Annotated in this window: 20 protein-coding genes and 1 pseudogene; 9 read left to right on the forward strand and 12 right to left on the reverse strand. The window is 62.1% G+C overall.

Annotation, left to right across the window (positions count from 1 at the left end):
• The first annotated feature begins 306 nt into the window (after positions 1 to 306).
• From B5520_RS22855 to B5520_RS20965, 4 genes and pseudogenes are all read left to right on the forward strand, one after another.
• Entirely contained in the window at positions 307 to 474 is a 168-nt protein-coding gene (locus tag B5520_RS22855; protein WP_176156943.1) for a hypothetical protein, read from the forward strand.
• 235 nt (positions 475 to 709) lie between these two features.
• Positions 710 to 832, forward strand: a complete 123-nt coding sequence (locus tag B5520_RS23200) for a hypothetical protein (protein WP_258006652.1) — start codon at positions 710 to 712, stop codon at positions 830 to 832.
• An 88-nt stretch (positions 833 to 920) separates the two neighbouring features.
• Complete coding sequence (locus B5520_RS23320; protein WP_368483734.1) at positions 921 to 1256, forward strand: hypothetical protein; 336 nt, start codon at positions 921 to 923, stop codon at positions 1254 to 1256.
• Positions 1257 to 1658: 402 nt separating this feature from the next.
• Positions 1659 to 1945 (forward strand): annotated as a pseudogene (locus B5520_RS20965) (helix-turn-helix domain-containing protein); the annotation flags it as partial.
• A gap of 412 nt (positions 1946 to 2357) precedes the next feature.
• Here the strand turns inward: B5520_RS20965 and B5520_RS20970 are convergent.
• The 12 genes from B5520_RS20970 to B5520_RS22865 form a co-directional block, all read right to left on the reverse strand.
• On the reverse strand, positions 2358 to 3410 hold the full coding sequence (locus B5520_RS20970) for an MBL fold metallo-hydrolase (protein WP_176156944.1): 1053 nt from the start codon (positions 3408 to 3410) through the stop codon (positions 2358 to 2360).
• A 439-nt stretch (positions 3411 to 3849) separates the two neighbouring features.
• Positions 3850 to 4686, reverse strand: a complete 837-nt coding sequence (locus B5520_RS20980) for an HpcH/HpaI aldolase/citrate lyase family protein (protein WP_079599016.1) — start codon at positions 4684 to 4686, stop codon at positions 3850 to 3852.
• Between the two features lie 17 nt (positions 4687 to 4703).
• The gene (locus B5520_RS20985) at positions 4704 to 5216 is read right to left on the reverse strand and encodes a MaoC family dehydratase (protein WP_079599001.1); all 513 of its coding nucleotides are present in this window, start codon (positions 5214 to 5216) and stop codon (positions 4704 to 4706) included.
• A gap of 4 nt (positions 5217 to 5220) precedes the next feature.
• A complete protein-coding gene (locus tag B5520_RS20990) occupies positions 5221 to 7317 on the reverse strand; it encodes an acetyl/propionyl/methylcrotonyl-CoA carboxylase subunit alpha (protein ID WP_102974182.1) in 2097 nt (698 codons plus the stop codon).
• A gap of 35 nt (positions 7318 to 7352) precedes the next feature.
• Positions 7353 to 8939, reverse strand: coding sequence for a carboxyl transferase domain-containing protein (locus B5520_RS20995; protein WP_254865661.1), 1587 nt, complete (start codon positions 8937 to 8939; stop codon positions 7353 to 7355).
• Positions 8940 to 9266: 327 nt separating this feature from the next.
• Positions 9267 to 10835, reverse strand: a complete 1569-nt coding sequence (locus tag B5520_RS21000; RefSeq protein WP_217700359.1) for a class I adenylate-forming enzyme family protein — start codon at positions 10833 to 10835, stop codon at positions 9267 to 9269.
• 366 nt (positions 10836 to 11201) lie between these two features.
• Complete coding sequence (locus B5520_RS21005; RefSeq protein ID WP_079599003.1) at positions 11202 to 12185, reverse strand: alpha/beta hydrolase; 984 nt, start codon at positions 12183 to 12185, stop codon at positions 11202 to 11204.
• A gap of 55 nt (positions 12186 to 12240) precedes the next feature.
• Positions 12241 to 12633, reverse strand: coding sequence for a nuclear transport factor 2 family protein (locus B5520_RS21010; protein WP_079599004.1), 393 nt, complete (start codon positions 12631 to 12633; stop codon positions 12241 to 12243).
• Positions 12634 to 12869: 236 nt separating this feature from the next.
• A complete protein-coding gene (locus B5520_RS21015) occupies positions 12870 to 14705 on the reverse strand; it encodes a flavin-containing monooxygenase (protein WP_079599005.1) in 1836 nt (611 codons plus the stop codon).
• 659 nt (positions 14706 to 15364) lie between these two features.
• Complete coding sequence (locus B5520_RS21020; RefSeq protein WP_079599006.1) at positions 15365 to 16051, reverse strand: TetR/AcrR family transcriptional regulator; 687 nt, start codon at positions 16049 to 16051, stop codon at positions 15365 to 15367.
• A 116-nt stretch (positions 16052 to 16167) separates the two neighbouring features.
• Positions 16168 to 16725: a hypothetical protein gene (locus B5520_RS22860; protein ID WP_176156945.1), complete on the reverse strand. Its 558-nt coding sequence runs from the start codon at positions 16723 to 16725 to the stop codon at positions 16168 to 16170.
• Entirely contained in the window at positions 16722 to 16946 is a 225-nt protein-coding gene (locus B5520_RS22865) for a hypothetical protein (RefSeq protein WP_176156946.1), read from the reverse strand. Before B5520_RS22865 ends, B5520_RS22860 begins: the two co-directional genes overlap by 4 nt.
• 1149 nt (positions 16947 to 18095) lie before the next feature.
• Between B5520_RS22865 and B5520_RS21030 the strand changes: the two genes are divergently transcribed.
• From B5520_RS21030 to B5520_RS22870, 5 genes are all read left to right on the forward strand, one after another.
• Positions 18096 to 19556 carry an aldehyde dehydrogenase gene (locus B5520_RS21030; protein WP_079599007.1) on the forward strand — a complete coding sequence of 487 codons (1461 nt, stop codon included), beginning with the start codon at positions 18096 to 18098 and terminating at the stop codon, positions 19554 to 19556.
• 38 nt (positions 19557 to 19594) lie between these two features.
• The gene (locus tag B5520_RS21035) at positions 19595 to 20710 is read left to right on the forward strand and encodes an NAD(P)-dependent alcohol dehydrogenase (protein ID WP_079599008.1); all 1116 of its coding nucleotides are present in this window, start codon (positions 19595 to 19597) and stop codon (positions 20708 to 20710) included.
• Positions 20711 to 20974: 264 nt separating this feature from the next.
• Complete coding sequence (locus tag B5520_RS21040; protein WP_079599009.1) at positions 20975 to 21247, forward strand: hypothetical protein; 273 nt, start codon at positions 20975 to 20977, stop codon at positions 21245 to 21247.
• A gap of 186 nt (positions 21248 to 21433) precedes the next feature.
• A complete protein-coding gene (locus B5520_RS21045) occupies positions 21434 to 22414 on the forward strand; it encodes a zinc-binding dehydrogenase (protein WP_079599010.1) in 981 nt (326 codons plus the stop codon).
• A gap of 305 nt (positions 22415 to 22719) precedes the next feature.
• A complete protein-coding gene (locus B5520_RS22870; RefSeq protein WP_079599011.1) occupies positions 22720 to 22989 on the forward strand; it encodes a hypothetical protein in 270 nt (89 codons plus the stop codon).
• The last annotated feature ends 306 nt before the right edge of the window (positions 22990 to 23295 follow it).

The raw sequence follows: 23295 nt of genomic DNA on the forward strand, positions 1-23295 counted from the left end.
GGCATGGCACGGCTACTAACTGAGCGGGCGGAAGCCCCGGTAACTAAAGAACCGTCATGCCGTCACTTGTGTTCATATTTTTCGTACTTTTCCAGAAAAGGAATCTCACGAAGCCTAATAGCAGAACACCCTGTGTCTTTGTGCGCCCGGGGGCGGCATCGTTGCCCTCTGCAGCGGCCGACAACGCAAAGCGTGAATCCATAAGGCCGCACCGTGAGGACATTAAATTCCGGCGCTGAAGGCGGCAGCGTGAGCACGTCATATTCGTCTCGAAGACGTCCAATCCCGGGAGTAGGTGCGTTCGCGTTGATCACTCTGATTGACCGCGACCGCAGGCCGGTGACCTTCAGCCACGAGTCATTGAACGAACTCGGCACCCTCCTTCGAAATGTCCGCTACCGCGCGACGGCGGGAGAATTCGTCGGGGTGGTATTACCGGCCAGGGCAGGAGATGTGTCGCCGGCGCGGATCTGACCGCCACGCGCGACCTCAGGAGGCAGGCTCGGCACAGGAGATTGCCGTCCTTGGCCACGAGGTCTTTGGTGCCTTGGCCGCGATGGCCGTACGGACCTTCATGTTAGTAACGGCGCAGCAATTGGAGGCGGCCTTGAAATCGCCCTTGCCGCCGAATACCGCACTGTCTCGTCCGCGGCGAACGGTATCGCTTTGCCCGAGGCGTACCTGGGCCTGGTCCCCGGGTGGGGCCGGGGTGTCCTGGCTCCCGCAGCTGATTGGCCCCCGCAACTCCATCAAGGTCATGATCGAAAACGAACTGGCCAACAACAGGACCCTCAACATTCCGGTCGCCCACGACATGGGGATCGCGTGCTGATTGCCGAGAATCCTGATGCGACGGCACTTGGTGTCGCATCTGTCGACCCCTGGTTGCCGCCGCTGACCATTTACAGCCCGACGCGGTCCTGCTCTCTCACTCGCTCGACGGCCGCGACCTTGCAGGCCCTATGTCCGCCCGGTTACATCCTGCAATCTCCGCTGACGCGATCGGGGTATCGCGTGAGGAGCTCGGAGTGGTTGCAACCCACTCCGTCTATGGTGGCACGCACAACGTGACTTCCGGTTGTGCAGGCGGGTTCGAACCGTTCGGCATTCGAACTCCAGAACTTCAGGGTCACCAACCAGATGCCGCCCCTCGCCGACGACCATTGCCAGGCCAGCCGGCACCGTCAGGGCATGCGGTCACCACGGCCAGGTCCGTTGGCAAAGCATGCCCGGCTGGGTGGGCGCTGCCGCGGTAAGGCTGATCCGCATGCTCCTGGCCGCCGTCCGGCCGGCGGTCACAAACATACGCAGCAGCTCGGCCGGGGCGTCGAGTTCCTGCTCGGCGGCCTCAAGGGCCTGGCAGGCCCGCCCGTGGGGGGGCAGCGGAGGTCTCGGCACCTCAGGCATGCCCACCGGGACAGGACACTGCTCAGGGCGAAATGGAGATGGCCTGCTGCGATCCAGTCTTTACGGGCACCGAAGCGTCCAAAATCCGAGATGGAGACGCTACCAGGCGGAGATTGATTGTGCGAGGCATCTCGGGGGAAAGTCCACTGGGCCAGAACTACCGAATGTTGTAGCGATACATGTCGGCGGTCTCCAGCAGTGCTGAGAACCGTTCGCGGCCCATTTATAAGAATAGATCGACGGTCACACCCGGTTTGGTCTTCAATGGGGAGGATTCCCCTTTGGTGAACCTGATGCTTTCGGTCAGGGGACCTTCGCTGAGTTCGAACGGACCCCGATCGGGGAACGCCAGCGCGAAGGTGTTACCCTGGCCAAGGCCCGCGGCGCCTACTGCGGACGCCGGAGGGCGCTCTCGCCCGAGAACGCCGCCGAGCTGCGGCGCCGGCCCGGGGTGGGGGAGCAGAAGAAGACCGGCCTGGCCCGGGTATTCGGTATCAGCCGTGGAACCTTGTACCAGTACCTCAGAACAGAGAGCTGAAGGCAGGAGCGAGCGCTGCAACCGGCTTTGGACCAAATACGCCGGGCGCAGAGGACTTAGTTGTGACTATTCGTTAAGAATACCGGTTGTTTCACAGCCCGGTTGGCGGTTTAGCTGATTCTGGTGACCAGGGCGAAGCGTGCGACCCCAAGACGTCGGATGGGGGAGTTATGCCAAGATCCTCCGCTGCCTGAGGGAGATGTGCCTGATGACAGCCACTGTGTGGACCGCACGCATGGCCAAGACCGCAAAGGCCGCATTTTTGAATGCGGTGGACTCACCCGCTCGTCGCCGCTATCCCGCGAGGAGGTATTGGATCATTTGGTATCAGATCCTGGACCAACCTAGCTGGCGCAGTGGTCTCATCGGGCGGCTGGCGGCTCGGATTCAGATCCGGCCCGGAAGGTTGCCGTCATCGAAGCACAGCCGGCCGTGGTTCCGTGAGGGGCACGTCGATGTCGTAGTCCTTGGAGCGCAGGTACACGACGTGGCTGGCTGTTTCGGAGACAGCCAGCCGCAGCGAGAAGGCCTGCAGGGACTCCCAGCCCCGGGACCAGGTCAGGTGCCGGGCGATGTCCCAGACGGTTTGTGGCCGGTGCACCTCCATCACCCGCAGGACCTCGGCGGAGCGTTCCCGGTTGTGCTCGATGAGCTGTGCGACCCGGCGCTGCATGCCGCTGAACCGGTACTCGTGCGCCGGGCAGATCTCCATGGCGTCCTCGAACGCGATCAGGTCCAGGGACTCGTAGTAGTCCGCCAAAGGGTTGGCAGGCCCGGGCAGCTCCAGAGCGATGTGCGGGGAGATGCGCGGCAGGACGTGGTCCCCGCTGAAGATCATCCCGTGCGGCTCATCGACCAGGCATATGTGCCCCGGTGAATGCCCCGGGGTGGTGACCACCCGTAGCTCCAGCCCTTTGGCGGGCACCAGGCTGCCGTCGGTGAGCCGCAGGTCCGGATCCGCGAGGTTCTGCAGTTGGAGCAGACTCCGGTGGTTCAGGGCCACCTCGGCCAGCCGGTCCGCCGGCACGCCCCACAGCGTCAGCTCCTCGCGGTCGTTGCGCAGGACAAGGTCAGCGTCCCCGGCGGCACTGAGCCGGCGCACTTCCTTCTCCCCCAGGGCCACCCACGCTCCCGTTGCCGCGCGCAGGCGGGCGGCCATGCCGAGATGGTCCGAGTGGAAATGGGTGGCCACGATGCCCGTGAGGTCCCTCAGGCCCAGACCTGCCTGCCGCAGTCCAGCAGCCAAATGCTCCAGGCCGGCATCGCTGTCCCAGCCCGGATCGATCAGGACGGCGTCACCGTCGCCCAAGAGTAGATAACTCAGGGTATAGCGCATGGGATTGTCCGGGAAGGGGACGGGAATGGACCACACCTCCGCGCCGAGCTGCTCCACAGGCGGCAGCACCCTGTTCTGCCACGCTTCCTTCTGGGCGTGGCCGGTGAGGGTAATCGGCGGCAGGCTCATGAGTTTCCTTTCAAACAGCAAAAATGGGTGTGTGACTGGGCTTAGCCGGATCCTGAATGTCGTCTGTGCATTCTGCATACCCGAGTTATCGTGACGGTGGTGCAACAGTAGCGGTTGAGCCACGGCTTAAGCGGGCACAGTTTGCGGGCGGGGCATACGCGAATCGGGGAGGCCAATGTCTACGCTGTTAGACCAATCCGCGTCTCGAAACGTTGTACAGGAACTTTTTTGGTTCGCGGATACACGGAGGTATTCGGTGACCAGTTCTTGAATTTGGCGGGAGAAGTCGCTGGACTGCTCCAGGGCTTGTTCGACGTGCCGAGTTCCCATCGCCTCTTCGGGTCGTTGACCATCCTGAAAGCTAGCTTTCGGAATGGTCAGCTGGTTGTCCCTTTCATCCTGGATGTTCTGCGGATTTTTCCATGAACGAGGCGGACGCTCATGCCGAGGACGTCCCTACCTTCGCAGTCCCGGGCCTCGCTATGTGCTTGGCGCGGGCGAGTGTCGTGCGGGCGTGCCGCAGGACGGGTTCGTCCACCATCCGTCCTTCGAAGGTGAATACCCCGCCTGACTGCCCGGCGGCGGCGAGCATCCGCCGGGCCTGCTCCACCTCGGCAGGAGCCGGGATGAAGGACTCGCGAATGATGGGCATCTGGCCGGGATGGATGGACGCCTTGGCTGCGAAGCCGGAGGCGACAGCATCGTCGGATTCGGCTTTGAGCCCGGTCAGGTCGGCAATGTCCAGGTAGACAGAGTCCAGTGCCGCTTTCCCGGCCGCGCTTGCGGCGAGCAGCACGTGCGACCGGGCGTGCAGGGCCACGTCCCGGTACCGGCCGTCGGGCCGGCGGCTGGACGTGCCGCCCAGTGAGGCGACCAGGTCTTCCGCACCCCACATGAGGGCCGCCACATTGGGTGCTGCCGCAATGCACGGCGCGTTGATGATGCCTCTGGCTGTTTCACACAGGGCCACCAGCGAGTAGTTGGCCAGCTGTGCCAGCGACTCTGGCTCCTCGGTCTTGGCCAGCATGACGTACCTGTAGCGGGTCTGCTGGAGTGCGTGCAGGTCCATTGCGAAGTCGTCGGTGTCCGCCGGGTTGATCCTGACGATGGTCCGGTCCGGGTCCATGGGGTTCGCAATGAGGGTTTGCCGTGCCTGTTCCCGGTCCCCGGGGGCCACGGCGTCCTCGAGGTCCAAGATGACTGCGTCAGCCCGATCCATCGCCTTGCCGTAGCGGTCCGGGCGGTCGGCGGGGCAGAAGAGGATCGCCGGGCCCATCTCAAAGGCTGCCACGGCTACTCCTGTCCGGCTGATACGGTGACTTCGTGCGCCTCGCGTGTCCACATCAGGCAGGTGCGTGTTGCTTCCGCCACTACGACACCGTCCTGGTTGCGGCCGGTGTGCTTCATGCCCACCACTCCCTGGCCGGGGCGGGAGGCGGACCGCCGGACCTCTGTCACTTCCGTTTCGGTGTACAGGGTGTCGCCGTGGAACATCGGATGCGGGAAGCGGACGTCCGTGAGGCCAAGCTGGCCGATGATGGTTCCTTCCGTCATCTGGGGCACGGACTGGCCGATCATGGTGCCCAGGGTGAAGAGGGAGTTCATGAGCCTTTGGCCGAAGGGCTGGGTGGCACTCCACGCAGCATCCAGGTGCAGGCCCTGGTTGTTCATGGTCAACGAGGTGAAAAGGACATTGTCCGTTTCCGTGAGGGTGCGGCCGGGCCTGTGGGCGTAGACCGTGCCTTCCTGGAGTTCATCAAGGTAGAGACCGCGCTGCTGGATGCGTTTAGTGTCCGTGGTGTCCATGGGATTATCCCTTCACTTCTTCGAGCTGTTGCGTCGCCGCCGTTTCGGCGGTCACAGGGTCTCTGTCGCCGTCCCCGGTCTCAAGAGAGAGCGACTCCACGGTTGCCACGATCTGCGCGGCTTTGACCAGGTCGCCCGCCTTCAGGCTCAACCGCACGACGCCGGAGACCGGAGCCGTGAGCTGGTGCTCCATCTTCATCGCCTCGATGGACAGCAACGGCTGCCCCGCCTCCACGAGCTCCAGGTCCACGACGGCGACGGCGATAACTGTGCCGGGCATGGGCGAACGGACTTCTGGGGAGGCTGCGCCTGCGTCGCGTTCCAGGGAGGCGAGGCGGCGCTGGAGCCGCTCCTGCCGGCTGAGCCGCCGGGCAGCGCCGCTCCATCCGGCGATGCCGAGCCACGCGGTGCCGTCGGCGGCGACGGCGACGGCCACCCGCCGCCGGGTGCCGTTCACTGAGGCTGAGCCATCGGCAAGGGTCTTGACGCGGAACGGCTCACCGTCGATGCCGAACGTCCGGCCCTCCGCGTCCCGGCTGACGGTGACGGTGTGCGTCTGGCCGTAAACTTCCAGATGGATCGACGCCGGCACATTGCCGCTGACCCGCCAGCCGTCCCCGGTGCCCCAGGGACCGGGAGCGTCCGGCTGGCTGGTCATCAAAGCGTGGGCCACGAGGGCAAGGTCCTCTGCGCTGAAAGTCCGGAACGGCATGGAAGCGATTTTGCGGTCGATCAGGGTGGTGTCCAGGCGCCCTGCGGCGACGTCCTCGTCGGCAATGAGCAGCCGCAGGTATTCGACGTTTGTCCTAACACCCAGCAGGACCGTGTCGGCGAGGGCACGGTCCAGCACGTCGAGTGCCTGTTTGCGGTCCGTGTTCCACACGATGACCTTGGCGACCATCGGGTCATAGTGCGGTGAGACCTCCAGGTCCTGGGTGAGGGAGCTGTCCACCCGGACGCCGGGACCGGAAGGTTCCCGGATCTGCAGCAGCCGGCCGATGGACGGCATGAAGCCATGAGCTGGGTCTTCGGCGTAGACGCGCGCTTCGATCGCGTGCCCTTCGAGCTTGACGTCGGACTGGGCGACGGTGAGGACCTCACCTGCGGCGATCCGGACCTGCCATTCGACCAGGTCCAGCCGTTCGCCGTTGACGCGGACGACCTCTTCGGTGACGGGATGCTCCACCTGGAGACGGGTGTTCATTTCCATGAAGAAGAACTCGTCCGGGGCCTCGTCGGAGACCAGAAACTCCACGGTGCCGGCGCCGACATAGTTCACCGAACAGGCGGCGTCAACCGCCGCCGCGCCGATCCGTGCCCGGATTTCGGCGCCGTTGGGCAAGCCCTGGAGCAGCGGCGCGGGTGCTTCCTCGATGACCTTCTGGTGCCGGCGCTGCAGGGAGCACTCACGCTCGCCCAGGTGGATGGTGTTGCCGTGACGGTCGGCGAGGATCTGGACCTCGATGTGCCGGGGGGAGCGGACCAGCCGTTCCAGGAACAGCGTGTCGTCGCCGAAGGAGCTCTTGGCGACGCGCCGGGCGGTTTCCAGGGTGGCCGGCAGATCCTCGGCCCGCTCCACCACGTGCATGCCCTTGCCGCCACCACCGGCTGAGGGCTTGATCAGCAGCGGGAAGCCGATGCCGGCCGCAGCCTCGATCAGCTGCTCATTGTTCAGTCCGGGTTCGGCGATGCCCGGAACCACGGGAACGCCGTGCGCGACCACGTGGTTCTTGGAGCGGATCTTGTCCCCCATCATGTTGATGGAATGGACGTCCGGACCGATGAAGGCAATCCCTGCATCCACCAAAGCACGCGCGAACTCAACATTTTCCGAGAGGAAGCCATAGCCCGGGTGCACAGCCTGGGCCCCGGTGCGGCGGCAGGCATCCACCAAGGCATCAATCTTGAGGTAACTTTCCGCCGCAGCGGCGGGTCCGATGCATATCGAGACGTCCGCCTCCCGAACGTGGCGTGCGTCAGCGTCGGCCTCTGAGTATACGGCGACGGATGTTATTCCGAGACGACGCAAGGTACGGATAACGCGGCAAGCGATTTCGCCGCGGTTGGCGACCAGCACGGTGTCGAAGATTCTGGTGGTCATGTCGGTGCTTCCTTGCGCTGGTTTGGTCATGGCGGTCACATCCGGAACAGGCCGAAGGAGGTCTCCGGCAGCGGGGTGCGGGAGACAGCGTCGAGCGCCATGCCCAGCACTCGGCGCGTGTCAACGGGGTCGATGATTCCGTCGTCCCAGAGGCGGGCGGTGGAGTAGTACGGGCTGCCCTGGTCCTCGAACTGCTGTTTCACGGGTGCCTTAAATGCCGCTTCATCTTCTGGAGACCATTCCTCGCCGGCAGCCTCGTACTGGTCGCGTTTGACCGTGGCGAGCACACTGGAGGCCTGGTTGCCGCCCATCACGGAGATCCGGGATGCTGGCCACATCCACAGGAACCGCGGCGAGTAGGCCCGCCCGCACATGGAGTAGTTCCCGGCGCCGAAGGATCCGCCGATCACCACGGTCAGCTTGGGCACCCGGACGGTGGCGACAGCGGTGACCATCTTGGCGCCGTTTTTGGCGATGCCGCCGTGCTCATAGTCCTTCCCGACCATAAATCCGGAGAGGTTCTGCAGGAAGACCAGCGGGATGCCGCGCTGGTCACAGAGTTCGATGAAATGCGCGCCCTTGAGGGCGGACTCGCTGAACAGCACGCCGTTGTTGGCCACGATCCCTACGGGGTGGCCGTGCAGCCTGGCGAATCCGGTGACCAGGGTGGTGCCGTAGTTGGCCTTGAACTCATGGAATTCGCTGCCGTCCACCAAGCGGGAGATCACCTCGCGGACATCGTACTGCTCGTTCACGTCAACCGGAACCACGTCGTACAGTTCCTGCGGGTCTGCGACAGGTGGCAGCACGACCTCGGACACTTCCCAGACGGGATCGGCGGGCTTCGGCAGGGTGGAAACGATGTCCCGGATGATCTGCAGGGCGTGCTCGTCATTTTCGGCCAGATGGTCCGTGACACCGGAGATCTTTGAATGGACCTCGCCGCCGCCGAGCTCCTCCGGTGTTACGATTTCGCCGATGGCCGCTTTCACCAGTGGCGGACCGCCCAGGAAGATGGTGCCCTGGTTGCGGACGATCACTGTCTCATCACTCATCGCCGGAACGTAAGCGCCGCCAGCGGTGCACGACCCCATTACTGACGCGATCTGCGGGATACCCGCTGCGGACATTTTGGCCTGGTTGTAGAAGATGCGGCCGAAGTGCTCCTTGTCAGGGAAGACCTCATCCTGCATGGGCAGAAACGCCCCGCCGGAGTCCACGAGGTAAATGCAGGGCAGCCGGTTCTCCAGCGCGATCTCCTGCGCCCGGAGGTGCTTCTTCACCGTCATCGGAAAGTATGTTCCACCCTTGACCGTGGCGTCATTGGAGATGACCAACACCTGGCGGCCATGTACCACACCGACTCCTGCGATAACACCCGCACCAGGGGCCTCGTCGTTGTACAACCCGTTTGCCGCAAGGGGGGCAATCTCCAGGAACGGGCTGCCTTCATCCAGCAGGTAGTCAATGCGGTCCCGGGGCAGGAGCTTTCCGCGGGCAACGTGCCGCTCCCTTGATTTCTCCGGGCCTCCCAGGGCCGTCCGGGCTAGCCGTTGCCTCAAGTCCTCGGCCAGTGCTTGTTGCGCGATGGCATTCTCAGGCCATCTCGTTTCTGACGACACGAGGCTGCCGGTCTGTGTTCTCACCTGTTCTCTTCTCCAATCAGGGAAACTTGCCACAACTTTTCAGCGAGCCCGTTGTCTCTCTCGTGTGTGGTCGTTACGCTTCGGCTGTCGCCGGTGCTTGAATACTTGGTTACGGGGCAGCTCGATGGAGCGTGCGGAGAAAAGGCATGGAAGTTACCGTTTTCGACGACGTGACGGCTCTTTAAGCGGTTCGGGGGCTGTCCAGTGAACTGTGGGGGCCAGGGCCGGTGGTCCCGTTTTCTCCGCGCTGGTTCCGCACCTCCGGGCCGAGTGGCCCGCGCTAGAGGTGCGGTTCGATACTGGTCAGCTTGCGGGGGTGGGGGTAGCTTCGAGCTTTCGGCGCATTATCTTCCCGCTCGATGTCGTCGGCAGGCGGTCGACCAAGTGTATTTTTTTCGGAACTTTGTACGCTGCCAATCGAGTGCGACAGTAGGCGATCAGCTCGTCCGTATCGGCTTTTTGGCCAGGGGCCGGAACCACGTAGGCGTGCGCGATTTCACCCTTAAGTTCGTCGGGCCTCCGGCCCACGCCGACCATAGCCACTGCCGGATGCCCTATCAGGACTCTTTCGATTTCGGCCGGGTAGACGTTATACCCGCCTGTGACGATCATGTCCTTGAGCCGGTCGATGATATAGAAGTGGCCCACGCCGTCGTGTATGGAGATATCTCCGGTATGCAGCCAGCCGTCGGCATCGATGGTCTCTGCGGTAGCGGCAGGGTTGTTGAAATAGCCCATCATGACAATCGGGCCTCTGACCATGAGTTCGCCCGGTTCATTCGGTGAACACTCCCTCGTGGGGTCATCGGGCCGCACGGCCTTGAGCTGCACCCCGGGAAGGGCTACACCCACTGAGCCCTGTGGGCCGGGAGCATGCAAGGCGTGGGTGGCGCCCAAGCCAGATATTTCGGTCATTCCCCAAAGCTCGAGCAGGGGTGCCCCGCTCCGGAGTTCCCATGCGTCAATGACGCTGGTGGCGATGGTCTGCCCCCCCACAGTGCTACGGGTCAGAGATGCGATGTCGGCTTTTTCCAGGGCAGCGTCCGCTAACATCATCGCGTACATCGCGGGCACGCCTTCGAACATCGTCGCGCGGTGCTCTTGAATGTGCATCAGGGCGAGGGAGGCATCAAAACGCTTCATCAGCACAACCTGGCCGCCCGCCATGAGTGTGCCATTGATGACAACATTGCCGTAAACATGAGCCGCAGGAAGGGCCGAAACTACAACGTCGTCTGCACTGCGACCATGCATCGCGGCAGTGTAAGCACAGTTGAGGACAAGCGACCGATGCGACTGCATGGCCCCCTTCGGCCGGCCCGTTGTCCCTGATGTGTATGCGATGCACGCAAGGGCGTCGGAGTCCACCGGGTAGGGCGAAAACTGCGACCCGTCTTCCGCGAGCAGGACAGAGAACGACACCGCGTCTTTCACACCAGTTTCGAAGGTGACTACGAGGGCAAGTGTGTCAACGTCATCCAGGGCGGCACTGACGGCTTCGAGCCGGTCGCCCGAGGCGATCAGGGCTTTGGCCCCAGAGTCCTTGAGGACAAAATTCACCTCTTCGCCGGTGAGCATTACGTTGAGCGGGTTCACAACCGCACCGATCTTCAGCACGGCGTGGTAAGCCACTATCCATTCCCAGCGATTCGGGGCAAAAATTGCGACACGATCACCGGGATCAATCCCGCGACGGAGGAGACCTACCGCCACATTGCTGGACTCGCTATCAAGCTGCGCGAAAGTGTGCTGACGTTCATCGGTTACCAGCGCGGTCTTGTCTGGCCACCGCTTCGCAAGGCGAGGAAGCATCTGGCCAAGCCCATCAAGCGGCGGGAACATACGCTCTTGCGTCGTGCTCGTGGAAGTCATGGCACAACTCCTTCGTTGTAATGGGGCGTTGTTTAACGCATCCCCGTTCTAATAGGTGATTCCTCACCCGCGTCACCGGCGGTGGGTGGCTACAGAATGCCGAATGATATACAACAGCATTTGTACCCCGCGTCCGAGCTACGTCGCTGGAGGTTGTATTCCTGCGCCACCAGCGCCCGGCATCTTCTGAGCCCTGCACTCCTGATGCTCGGCTCAGTGAGCTGCAAACGGTGGTTCAGAGATGGTTGGGCTGCTGGTGGTCTTCGTCCCGGCCGGACCCGCAGCCGGTTGGCTACGGGACCGACCACACTGGGCCTTGCTCGTACTTTGGGTGCCAGGTCGAGACGGCGGCCTAAGGGAGACGGCTTAGGAAGTGGCACCTTCCGTTGCTAACGCGTTGCGGGTAACCAGCGCTCTATCGAGGAACCCGGTGATTGTGTCGCGGGCGCCTGCATACGCTGCCAGCGCGGGCAGGACGAAGAAGTCGTGGAATGACCCGTCGAACTGGGCGACCTCCACAGACGTTCCGGCGCTGTTGAGGAGTTCCGCGTAGTGAAGCCCGTCGTCGCGCAGCGGGTCATGTCCGGCGACGATGACGAGGGCCTGGGGGAGGTCGGCGAATGACTCCGCGTTTGCCGGGGTGGCCCGGGGGTCGATCCTGTCGGCTTCCGTGCTTAGGTATTGGTCCCAAAACCAGAGGGTGTCGGCGGCAGTCAACACAGGCGCGTTGGCATGTTGGATCCAGGAGGTCCGCTCAACTGCGTACTCCGTGGCGGGACATAGCAGCACTTGGGCAACCAGGGGCTTGTCGTGGCCGCGGTCTGAATGTGTGATAGCAGCTGAGATGTTGCCGCCTGCGCTGTCACCGCCTATTGCAATCAGCGCCGAATCCAGGCCCAGTTCCCCCGCATTGCCACGGAGCCAGGCCAAGGCTGCTTGGCAGTCCTCAAACGGGACCGGGAATTTGTGCTCGGGTGCCAGTCTGTAATCGACGGACGCCACGGCAATGTTGTTCGTCCGCACGATGTCGCGGCAGAGGTAGTCGACCCCCCCGTCGATGGACCCCATCGTCCAGCCGCCGCCGTGAATGTAAAGCAGGACTGGCACCGGGAGCTTCGAATCGGGCCGGTAGAGCCGTACCCGCACGTCTCCGTGGGGGCCGGGTGCTGCGTGTTCGGTCACCTGGTTGACCTCCGGGGCCGGCGGCGTTTGTGCTTCTGTTTGTGCAGCAAACGCCCGGACGCCTTCGACGCCCAATCCGGACAGGCCAGCCGGAAGGGCAACAGCGAACATATCGGCGACCGCCTGGGCGTCGGAGTCGAGCGGGGCGCTGGTGTGGTTGGTGGGCATAATAGTTCTCCTCATCGGTTGGCGGACACAGGGTCCCGCGGTCAGGACTGGCTTGTCAGCCCAGCTTGCTGTTGTCCATCGTGTCGAATAGATTCTTCGTGTCGAAGACCTCGAGGACCTTAGTGATCTTGCCCTCAGCAGCCTCGATGACGATCGAGTAGCTGTTGCGGTACTGCTGGCCCCACCGGGTGATGGCGTTCATCGTGAAGACCATGCTGGCGTGCGTCTCAGTACCGAACGCGGCAAGGATCTCCGGCGTCATCTGTTCCGGATCGTAAAACTCGGTCATCACTTTTTTGAGCATCGCCTCGACGTTCTCGCGTCCGACGTGTGCCCCGCCAACGCCTTCCCAAAGGCTCACCGGAAGGTGCCATTCCACATCGTCGGCAAGATGGTCCAGGACTGCGGGGTAGGACATGTACGGAAGCAGTTCAAGGGCTGTGGTCATGTTGTCTCCTTGCAGGGGCCGGGTGTGCTTCTTCACACACCCGGCGGTTCAGTGGGTGATTAGGTCAGGCGGCAAAAGGGTCTATGGCAGCCGTGTGCTTCTCTTCGCGGAAGGCGTTGAATACAGCAATCGGGTCCAGGAACTCACGGACGTGCATCGGCGGCAGGACCTCCTGCCGGAAGGGGGCGGGTGTCAGGGGCGGTCCCGTTCGCACCTGCGCCCTAGTTGACGTGTCCCTAGCTGGAGACGGAGACTGTGTCTTTTTCGAGGAGAAGGCCGTCGAATGTGCCGGAATTCCACCAGTCTTCGATCATGTTCCAGAAATCGATTTCGCTGACGCTGTGGACGTCGTTCCAGAATCCATGTGAGATGTCGCCTTGCCCGCTATAGTAGCCGGGGGTGCAAGCCGCCAGGTAGGCCATGCGAGGGGCCGCTGTTTGGCGGGTCTTTTCTACCCAAACGTCCTGGGCATTCAGGTCTGGCTCGACGGTGGAGACGCCGGTAGCCCGTGCGTGGGCGATGATGCGTGCAGCATGCCGGGCCTTCCGGTCCAACATATATGTGTAGTTGACCAGGTAGGCGTTCTGACTCATGCCAAGCTCGATGAAGTTCGGGAAGCCGTGCGAAAAAAAGCCGTGCAATGTCTTAGCACCGTCAGCGAAGTGTGCCCGCATTGACAGTTCGTCCCGGCCAATGACGTCGTATCCGTATTGGTCCGCGGCGGAGCTGCCCGTTTCAAATCCGGTGGCGAAGATGATGCAGTCCACGTCGTAGTGCGTGCCTGCGACGACAATGCCTGTCTCTGTAATCGCCTCGATGCCGGTCCTTGCGGCAACGAGCTTAACCGAAGGAAGATTGAAAGCGTCCAGATACTCGTCATTGAAGGTTGGACGCTTGCAGACGTAACCGAACCAGGGCTTCAACGCCTCAGCGGTTTCGGGGTCACTGACCTTGGACTCGATGTGGGCGTGGATCTCCTGCACCATCTGCATATCGGAAATTTCGGCCAGCGCCATCTGGTCTTCAACAGGTAGCTCCGTCGCAGGCACGTCGACAAGGTGGTGCCCTCTGAGCGTAGGAAACAGACGCGACCAGATGTCATCGACGAGGTCCTCTTCACGTGGGTGGCCGTGCAGCCAGGCAAGGAAGTTGTCATGTCGGACGTCTTGCCAACCGGGCTTCAGTGACTTCACCCACTCCGGGTCGGTGGGTCGGTTGTTACGGGGCCCGACCACGCTCGGAGTGCGCTGGACAACGAACAGCTCCTTCGCCTCCTGAGCCAGGTACGGCACGGCCTGGATTGCGGTCGCACCAGTTCCGACAATCGCAACGCGCTTGTCGCGGAGGTTCACGAGGTCACCCTTGGGGCTGCCTCCCGTGTAGTCGTAATCCCACCGGCTCGTGTGGAAGATCTTGCCCTTAAACTCACCGATCCCTGGAACGCGGGGGAGCTGGGGCTTGTTGAAAGGTCCGTTGGCGCGCAGGAGGAACCGGCTACGCAGCACGTCGCCCCGGTTGGTCCGCACCTCCCAGCGCTTGGCATCCTCGATCCAGCGGGTTTCCGTGACAGTTGTTTGGAACAGCGCGGCGCGGTAGAGATCGTAGTGCCTGCCAATGCGCTGCGCGTGTTCAAAAATCTCGGCGCCGTCAGCGTAGCGCTTGGAAGGGATGTAGCCGGTCTCTTCGAGGAGGGGCATGTAAATGTACGATTCGACGTCGCACTGGACGCCCGGGTAACGATTCCAATACCACGTACCGCCGAAGTCCCCCCCCTGCTCAATGATGCGGAAGTCCGTGATGTCGTTTTTTGTGAGATGAGTACCAGCCAGCAGGCCACCAAAACCGCCACCGAGCACGACAACTTCGAGTTCCTCGACAATGGCATCGCGTTGAATCGGGGATGAGTACGGATCGAGATCCTCGAGTTCCCTTGTGTCGGACAAGCCCTGGAACTGGGCCAAGGTTTCCTGTTTGAGGCGGGCGTCCCGCTCGACGGCATACCGCTGACGGACTTCGTTTGGGTCGAAGCCGACAGCGACCGGGGTTCCGGAGATGGGGAGGTCAACAGTCATGATAATCCTTTGGCAGAAGAGGGGGACGGGCCGTCCCAAGAGGCGTAAGCGCGTCTGCCCTTGCCGGTATTCGGTAGTGGCGATGTGGGCGGGACGACCAGTGGTGACGGCGGCCCCGCCGACCGGCTAGGGGTGTTGCCCAACCCTCTGATCGAAGTCCGCCGGTTAAGGCGGGGTGGCAGCTGCTGCATTGCAGATCCATAATCGACAGATTGTCAGGTTCCTTCGACAGGATGTCATATTGTTGCCTGCATCACAAGGGGTTGCTTCAACCGAGAATTCCCTGCCGTCGATCGCGGGAGGTGGTTGAAGGTTTTGTTCCCGCACAACTCCGACATAACGGCGTTGTGCGAGACCCGGCACCCCCTGAATGCGTGTACGCGAGTCAGGGAACGTTTCAGCGGGCCGTCAAAGCCGCAACTGGCAGGTGTCCCGGGCAGCGGGGGAGCCGGCGGGTCTGCGTGGCGTCCCGGAAGGACGCAGGATGGCAGGTCCGAGGTAATTGCCATCCTGGCGTGCGTGCCTGGCGTGCTAGGCGGACAGGAGGAGTGTGCCGCTCCTGACGAACGGTGGGAGGGTATACCGCAGGGGTTTCGGGAAGACGCCCATCAGGCCAGGGGTTGCAGCCTTGGCAGGGGCGGGCCTTCACATAGGTTGGGCTAGCGAGGAGCGGGCGCCTGACCAACGGCCGGCCAGAGTCCGCTGCGCGGACCCCATATTGCGGCCAGGAACATTCGAGTGAGCAGATCGACGTGTCGATTCATCTCCTGCTGATCTGACCCGGCGCGTACTGCTCGGTAAAAGGCGTCGGCGGTGGCATGGAGAAGCGTCCCGGCAAGATCCTCATAGTCGCTACTTACTGGCTCCGCTCGACCCAGATCGCACTCGAGACGGATGTACTCGGAAAGCTGCGTTGTGAACTCCTGCATGGACTCAGCCCACATGGCTTCCATGGAAGGGTCGATGTCGCGGACTTGTGTAAAGGCGATGAGGAGCTCTGCGTGATTACGCCACACCTCAGCCGTGGTGGAGAGCGAACGCCGCACGTGGTCGTGCAAGGAATCACCCTGTAAAGCTGGCCGCCAAATACCGCTGCGTGACTTGAGCTCCGACCAGACATCCGCGACGGCCACCGTGAGCGCAGTTTCTTTAGTATCAAAGTAGAAGTAAAAACCTGAGCGGCTCAGCCCGGCCGCCTTCGTAATATCGCTGACCGACAGCGAGGACAATGGCTGCTTACTCAGTAGGGGAGGCAGTGCGTCAAGAATGGCGCGTCGTTGCCGTTCACCCTTGCTTAATTGGGCGCGGCGATCTCCTGCCACAGGGGTAAGCGGTACGGAGGTCATGTGTCCATTATTCCCTACGCGGTGTTGATTCACTGCGATACTCCGGACCCATCCTCCACGGGGGGTAGCGCTGGCCAAACCCGGGCCTTTATGCGGCGACGGCCGGCAGTTCAGGTTCACCTCCCGGCCGCGAGCCAAACCGGGTTATCCCGCTCCCTGTTGCACCATCTTTGCTGGACAGTAATGTCTTTGAGAAGTATGAGCCGGTCCACGGCAGCAGGCCTGGCTGTCATAAATGAGGCAACAGCCTGGGAGAGACGTTCCTTAGCTTCCAAGGGATCCTGGGTCTTTCCCGTAGCTATCCACGGGCTGCAGTAACAGTTCGTGCAGAAATTCAGGGCCGCCCAGATTGTGTGCACGCCGATATCGAGCAACTTCCGCTCACCGACGTCCGTGGTCACCCAGACGAATCCGTTTTCGGGAAACGTCATGTCAACGCGCCCGGTCCACAAGGCCCCGGTTTCAGGATCCCTGACAGCGATGCGGTGGCCAAGGGCGAGGGACAGGAAGACGTCAGTTTCGCATTCTGTCAGAGACTCTTTCAACCCGTACCTCGAGCCTGCGTCCAGAGTCGCCCTGCGCAGGGAACAGCCGTCCCCGCGGGCGGCGGGGCAGATCAGGTTAAACAGGCTGCCGGCCGGTGCGCCGGAGAGACCGCTCTGCCGTCCGTTCATCGCAGCTCGGTCTCCCACCTTTCGAGTGTCACACCGCGTGGAACGTCGCTGTCCAGGCGCGCTTCATAGCGGCCCGGGGCGAGCCGGGTCACCAAGATACCGACCTGTTCAGCCCTCGCCGCCGGTTTCAGGAGATGCACCGCTTCATCCAGGGCGGCGTCTAGTTCTTTTCGGGTGTGAACGGCGACGACGAGACAACGGGTTGTTGTGTGCATGGTCATTAATCCTTACTCTGAGGGCGCTGCGGTGGTCAGTACTTTGGGACACGCAGATGTCTTGGCGTGGAGGGACGAGCGGCAGCCCGCCGGCGTGATCAAACCAAGGCCAAATCCCTGCGATCCCGGCGGAACCCAGGGAACCAGGCTGCCGGCTGAAGAAGGGGCAGGACCGCCGAACGCCAGAACGACGGCAGTCTGCTCCCGAGCCCAGTGAGGTAGCTTCACAACATCTTCCAGGGATCGCTGAATCCAGGTGAGGGCGGCCAAGTCATCGGAGCTTTGGGCCGGGTCGATTGAAACGCCTTCAGGAGCGCAGCCCGGCGGCTGATCCTGCCGGAAAGGTTGAGGATCAATGCCGGAATCATGGCCAGGGATTCACCCGCGACAGGTCCGCGAAAGCTCCCTTTCCATCCCCACAGTCGGTGGCTGAGACCGTGAGGTCCAGGCCGGAGGTACATGTGTGCTCCTGTAGTGATTGACGCGGGGCAGGGGAGTAAGCGCTATGCGGATGGTGCAGGGTGTCGCTTGCCGGGACCCCTCGGCGTTTCCTCAACGGCCAGGACAACGGCCCAGGTCAGAACTCATGGGAACGCACCGATATGCGTCGATTCGGCCGGCACGATCGACTCGGATGGAACAGCAATCTTCTGCGTCCGCCCGGTATCCGGGCAGGAGTGGGAGGTGCCCGTCGTGTTTCCGTGGAATGTGAGCCAAGCAACATCAAGACATAGCGTCTTCGCTTTTCAACAGGTTGTCATTATGCCCGAACGTATCCATCCGCCAATATCAGCGCTCTGCGGCTGGCACGATTGGCGAAGGCATCGCATTGGTCTGCCTATTGTGTTTCCCGCCACTTTATGACATCTTGTCTATGGTAATTGACGCAGCGTCGAGTTTTTGGGCCCCAATCGGGGCGGGGAAGAACATTCACGGCATCACCTTCTCGCTCGGCCGCTCGTCATTCCACTGACCGAACGAAGGAGTTCGATATCAGTCCCAAGTTGTCTTTCGATGGCCCGCCGGTAAGCGCCAGCCTTAAGCGGCCTAGATTCCCGAGAGATACTCCAGCCTGTCGCCACTTCTGACCCTTGGTCTCATTGCCGCAGAATCCTCTCCACATCATCATTTCCACACGACATTCCAGGAGCCACCATGACCACCACCGCACCAGCCGGGTTTTTTATTGATAATGATTGGGCCGCTCCGTCCACGCCGCGGCGAATCAACATCATCGAGGCGAGCACCGGCGATATCGTAACTTCAGTCCCAGAAGCGGCTGAGCCGGACGTTGACGCTGCGGTCCAGGCAGCACGGCGTGCATTCGATAGTTCCGAGTGGTCGGCGTGGACTGCGGAAGATCGGGCGAAGGCGATCTACTCCCTTGCTGACGCCCTCGAGGCGCGGGGCGGTGCCACTGCCCAAGCGGTCAGTACTCAGAACGGTATGCCGATTTCGGTCTCCTCGGCTACCGAAGCAGTCTTTCCGGCCCTCTTGTTGCGTTACTACGCGGACCTTGCGGCGGCGCAGCCCGCGGAGGAACGCCGGAGCAGCTTTGTCGGCGGGACCACCCTGGTGCGCCGTGAACCCATCGGGGTTGTCGCCGCGATTGTGCCTTGGAACTTCCCTCAGTCGTTGACCTTTTTCAAGCTTGCCCCGTTGCTTGCTGCAGGGTGCACCGTTGTCCTCAAGCCCTCACCCGAGACCGTTCTGGACTCATACGTGCTTGCTGAGGCCATTGCCGAATCCGATATCCCTGCGGGTGTAATCAACATTGTGCCCGGTGGCCGCGAGATAGGCGCCTACCTCGTTGCGCACCCGGGTATCGATAAAGTCTCCTTCACCGGATCGACTGCCGCCGGACGTGCCATCGGCGAGACTTGCGGACGGCTTATCCGTCCGGTCACCCTTGAACTCGGCGGCAAATCGGCGTCGATCATCCTCGATGACGCCGACCTTGCATCCTCGCTGGAGCAGTTCTTTGACGCCACTCTAATGAATAACGGCCAAACCTGTTTCCTGGGCACACGCGTACTCGCGCCTAGGAGCCGCTATAGCGAGACGGTGGACATACTCACCGACTTCGCCCGTTCACTAACCGTCGGCAACGCACTGGACCCGGCCACCCAGATTGGCCCGCTGGCCACGGCTACGCAGCAGCAGCGGGTTCAAAAGTATATTGAGCGAGGCGTTGCAGACGGTGGCCGTATCACCACCGGCGGAGGCAGGCCGGCCGGCCTGGATTCGGGGTGGTTCGTTGAGCCCACCATTTTTGACAACGTAAACAACTCCCACACCATCGCCCGTGAGGAAATATTCGGTCCCGTACTGGCGGTGATTCCCTACGGCGACGTAGACGAGGCGGTCAAGATAGCCAACGACTCGGACTTTGGCCTCGGCGGTACGGTATGGACCAGCGATCAGCAGCGCGGACTGGATGTCGCACGTCGTGTGAAGACCGGCAGCATCGGGATCAACAATTATGTCCTAGACATATGCTCCCCGTTCGGCGGTATCAAAGGAAGCGGGCTTGGTCGCGAGCTTGGACCGGAGGGATTGGCCGCTTACCAGCAGACCAAGTCCATTTATCTCCCCGCAAGTGACACCACGGTCTGACACTTCATCCCCCTAATAGAAAGACAATCAGGTAGAGCATGAAAATTCACGCAGCCGTACTTCGCAGTGAAGACAAACCGTTGGACATCGAAGAACTTGAGCTGGCCGACCCGGCACTGGATCAGGTTTTGGTCCGTATTGTTGGCGCCGGTCACTGCCACACAGATGTCTTGCCGCGCGCTGGAGCCGGTGACACTCCCCCAATTGCGTTTGGCACGCCCCCCATCGTGCTGGGCCATGAAGGAGCCGGCGTCATTGAGGCGGTGGGCGCGGGGGTAACCACGGTCGCCGTCGGAGACCATGTGGTGTTGAGCTTTGACTCCTGCGGAAAGTGCCACAACTGTCGCGACGCCCACCCGGCATATTGCGACACGTTCCTGGCCCGGAACCTGGGCGGCCACGGAATCGACGGATCCACTCCGCTCACCGACGACACGGGAAGCGTGGTGGCGAGCCGCTGGTTCGGTCAATCGTCGTTTGCCACGCACTCACTCGTAGACGCAAAAAACGTCGTCGTGGTAGACAAGGACCTTCCCCTGGAGCTGCTCGGACCCCTCGGATGTGGGGTGCAGACCGGCGCGGGCTCCGTTCTCGAAGTCTTGGATGTTCGTACGGGAGAAGGCATCGTCGTAGTCGGAGTCGGCGCCGTCGGGCTGTCCGCCATTATGGCAGCCAAAGTCGCCGGCGCTCATCCGATCATCGCCGTGGACCTTAACCCTGTGCGACTCGACCTCGCGCGGGAACTTGGCGCCACGCATACCATCACAGCCGGTACCGGAAATCTCACTGAGCAAATCCGCGCAATTGCCCCTGCCGGCGTCCGCTACGGACTGGACACCACCGGCCTGCCCCACGTCATCGCGGCCACTCTTGACGCCCTCGCACTGCGTGGCACCCTGGGTATGGTAGGCGTCCAGCAAGGTGATCTGGCAATCGCACCATTGGCGTTGACGGCTGGCCGGACACTCACCGGCATTCTCGAAGGCGACGTGAACCCGCAGACGTTCATTCCTCGCCTCATCACGCTATGGCAGGCCGGCAAGTTCCCCTTCGACCGGCTCATCACCACCCTTCCACTCTCGGAAATCAATTCCGCCGAGGAGCGTGTCCTCGCCGGAGAGATCGTCAAACCGGTACTTCTACCCGGCGCCTAACAGCAAGCCGGGCTGAGCAGCCGGAGGCCCTTGCCCAAAAAACAGGCAAGGTGCCGCACGGACGCAGTCGTCAGGGTGCCTCGTGCAGCTTTCCGAGACCGAGGCACCCTGAAGAGGTAGTGCAGACGCTCACCTGCAGATTCCCGCTGTAGCAATACCCAGGTTTCGGGTGTTGTCGCACTACATCTACAAGAAGCTACGACAGCCAGATTCACAAACCCAAGCTGCGGCAGTGCACCTGCGCTGAACAAAAGGAGACCTCTGATGCCTAGTTACCGCCACGAGGATTGGAACCAGTTGGTTGGCGCCTTTGTGGAAGTTCGAAAGGGCAAACGTAGTCTCAGACGTGGATTCGTTGACGACGCCATGCCAGATTCTTCTGCCATATGGCTTTCTGCCGATGGATTCGACGGCAGGACTTTTGTTGACAAGGCAGAAGGCTATGAAGTCTGGGTTGAACCCCAGCAGCTGGAGGGCGAGGTTGCTTACCGCATGACGTCATCCGCCCTGCACGGAATAAGCGCAGAAACACAGTGAGGCAAAGCAGTTCGCCACGAAACGCTCGATGTTCAAGTCCAAAATCCACCGAACGACAGTTACCTAAGCGGATCTGCACTACATAGGGTCCGTCACCTGGACCTGGACCTGCTCGATGCTGCCGACTCCTTCTGGGTGAACTAGCGGCGAAATAGCCACGAACTAAAACTAAGGAAGCAAACAGCCATGACGAACAAGGGATGGTTATTTAGCGAGTTCCAGCAGCCTCTAAGCCTGGTTGACGTGGGGGACCCCCAGCCCGGGCCTCGGCAGGTAGTCGTTGACGTGGCGGCAGCTGGGCTCTGTCACTCAGACCTCGGGATCATCGATGGTTCCGGCGCCGCTTGGATTTCGCAGCGACCCATTGTCCTGGGGCACGAAGTCGCGGGCGTCATCAGCGAGCTCGGCGCGGAGGTTACTGATTTCGAGATTGGTGATCGCGTCGCCGTCGCCCTGATTTCGCATCCGGTGGGCTTCAGAGGCCCGATCGCCCCTGGGCTGTCCCGAAATGGTGGGTTCGAACAGCACGCTGTCGCCGATGACATTGAACTGGTGAAGTTGCCGGACAATGTTTCCATGGTGCAGGGTGCGGCTGCCACAGACTCGGTCACGACCGCTTACCACGCAGTCGTGACGACCGGCGGGATCACCCAAGGCACCGTCGTCGGGGTCATTGGCACGGGTGGCCTCGGGCTGAACGCCGTCCAGATAGCCCGATACTTGGGTGGCGTAGTCCATGCCGTGGATATCAACCAAGCCGCCAGGCAGCGGGCACTCGAACTCGGAGCCACGTCCGTTCACGCCGCCGTCACAGAACTCGAACCATTCGAGCCCGAGGTCGTGCTCGACTTCGCGGGGGTCGGCCAGACCACCGCCGATGCCGTCGCAGTGGTTCGCCCGGGCGGCCGTGTGGTTCTGGTTGGACTTGGCAAGACCGAGGCGACCATCTCCACGAACGCGTTGATCCTCAAGAACGTCAGTCTCGTTGGATCACTCGGGGGGAGCAAGGAGGACCTCCAACGGGTCCTTGAGTTGATCTCAACAGGAGCCATCGACAACGTCATAACCGAAGTCGCGTTTCACCAAGTACCGGACGCTGTGGACATGCTGTCAGAAGGCAGGATAACCGGACGCCTCGTTGTAAGGGTCAATCCTGACATCACATGAGTGGCACGATCGCTGTGTGCTGAGCACATCATCCTGAAAGATCCTGGGGGGGCGAAACCTGGTCACCACGCCCCTAGTCAATTAGCTTCCCTTCCACAGATGCCTAAACGAACACACCACCGACGCCAGGTACCAGTCGGCCGTCTCCATGTTGCGCGTACTCTCGGGCAAGACGACTTTCAAAACATCGCTGTCAGCGGGAGAGGAAGGCATTGAAAGCCGCTTGCGGTGAAGAGTCACTGTGGATTAGCAAGAGTTAGCGCAGCAGTTCCTGGCCCAAGCCAGGGAGCAGGGCAACGACCCTGATGGATACCTGGAAGGTCCGGCACGGCCCGAGCGCGGGGAGCGTCATCGCTGACTCCTGGCGGAGGGATCTCCGGCAGGTCATCCAGCTGGGGTGTCTGGTCCACGACGTAGCCGGTGGCCGCCAGCGCGCCCTGGTGGAGGAAAGCGGCGACCTTGAAAAAGCGAGGCGGGATGTCCACGCCCCTGTATACCGGGTCGCCGGCGCCGAAGACCGGTCAGGTGAACGCGACGACCCGCTGGCCGTTCTCCGCGCGTTCTCCTGCAGGTAGGACTCACCTGGGCGTAACGCCCGGCGATTCCCTGCGCTTCGACGACTGAACTAGTCCCGAAGACCCCTTTTCATAGGTACTCCCTTGGCAGTTTTGAAGAGCCCACAGTGGACCTTCTGTTAACCTGCGCCAACGCGGCCAGTCCGAAGTGGCTTACGGGAGGTCGTAGGGCAGTGTTTTGTATGCGGTGTTCTTGTTCATGTTCCAGCCTGCGACCAGGCCTGAGCCGATCATTTGGTCGCTGAGGCGGGCGAGTCGGTAGGCGGGGTCGGTGTCGAGGGCGAGTTGGAGGAATTGGTGGGCTTT

This window comes from Arthrobacter sp. P2b (assembly GCF_900168295.1).
Taxonomy (GTDB): Bacteria; Actinomycetota; Actinomycetes; order Actinomycetales; family Micrococcaceae; genus Arthrobacter.

Excerpts from the sequence above, each read along its gene's own strand:
- B5520_RS21030 (WP_079599007.1), top strand. The coding sequence starts at position 18,096 with ATGACCACCACCGCACCAGCCGGGTTTTTTATTGATAATGATTGGGCC.
- B5520_RS21005 (WP_079599003.1), bottom strand. The coding sequence starts at position 12,185 with ATGCCCACCAACCACACCAGCGCCCCGCTCGACTCCGACGCCCAGGCG.
- B5520_RS21015 (WP_079599005.1), bottom strand. The coding sequence starts at position 14,705 with ATGACTGTTGACCTCCCCATCTCCGGAACCCCGGTCGCTGTCGGCTTC.
- B5520_RS21020 (WP_079599006.1), bottom strand. The coding sequence starts at position 16,051 with ATGACCTCCGTACCGCTTACCCCTGTGGCAGGAGATCGCCGCGCCCAA.
- B5520_RS20990 (WP_102974182.1), bottom strand. The coding sequence starts at position 7,317 with ATGACCACCAGAATCTTCGACACCGTGCTGGTCGCCAACCGCGGCGAA.
- B5520_RS20980 (WP_079599016.1), bottom strand. The coding sequence starts at position 4,686 with ATGGGCCCGGCGATCCTCTTCTGCCCCGCCGACCGCCCGGACCGCTAC.
- B5520_RS20985 (WP_079599001.1), bottom strand. The coding sequence starts at position 5,216 with ATGGACACCACGGACACTAAACGCATCCAGCAGCGCGGTCTCTACCTT.
- B5520_RS21040 (WP_079599009.1), top strand. The coding sequence starts at position 20,975 with ATGCCTAGTTACCGCCACGAGGATTGGAACCAGTTGGTTGGCGCCTTT.
- B5520_RS20970 (WP_176156944.1), bottom strand. The coding sequence starts at position 3,410 with ATGAGCCTGCCGCCGATTACCCTCACCGGCCACGCCCAGAAGGAAGCG.
- B5520_RS22860 (WP_176156945.1), bottom strand. The coding sequence starts at position 16,725 with ATGAACGGACGGCAGAGCGGTCTCTCCGGCGCACCGGCCGGCAGCCTG.
- B5520_RS21045 (WP_079599010.1), top strand. The coding sequence starts at position 21,434 with ATGACGAACAAGGGATGGTTATTTAGCGAGTTCCAGCAGCCTCTAAGC.
- B5520_RS21000 (WP_217700359.1), bottom strand. The coding sequence starts at position 10,835 with ATGACTTCCACGAGCACGACGCAAGAGCGTATGTTCCCGCCGCTTGAT.
- B5520_RS22870 (WP_079599011.1), top strand. The coding sequence starts at position 22,720 with ATGGATACCTGGAAGGTCCGGCACGGCCCGAGCGCGGGGAGCGTCATC.
- B5520_RS22865 (WP_176156946.1), bottom strand. The coding sequence starts at position 16,946 with ATGACCATGCACACAACAACCCGTTGTCTCGTCGTCGCCGTTCACACC.
- B5520_RS21035 (WP_079599008.1), top strand. The coding sequence starts at position 19,595 with ATGAAAATTCACGCAGCCGTACTTCGCAGTGAAGACAAACCGTTGGAC.
- B5520_RS21010 (WP_079599004.1), bottom strand. The coding sequence starts at position 12,633 with ATGACCACAGCCCTTGAACTGCTTCCGTACATGTCCTACCCCGCAGTC.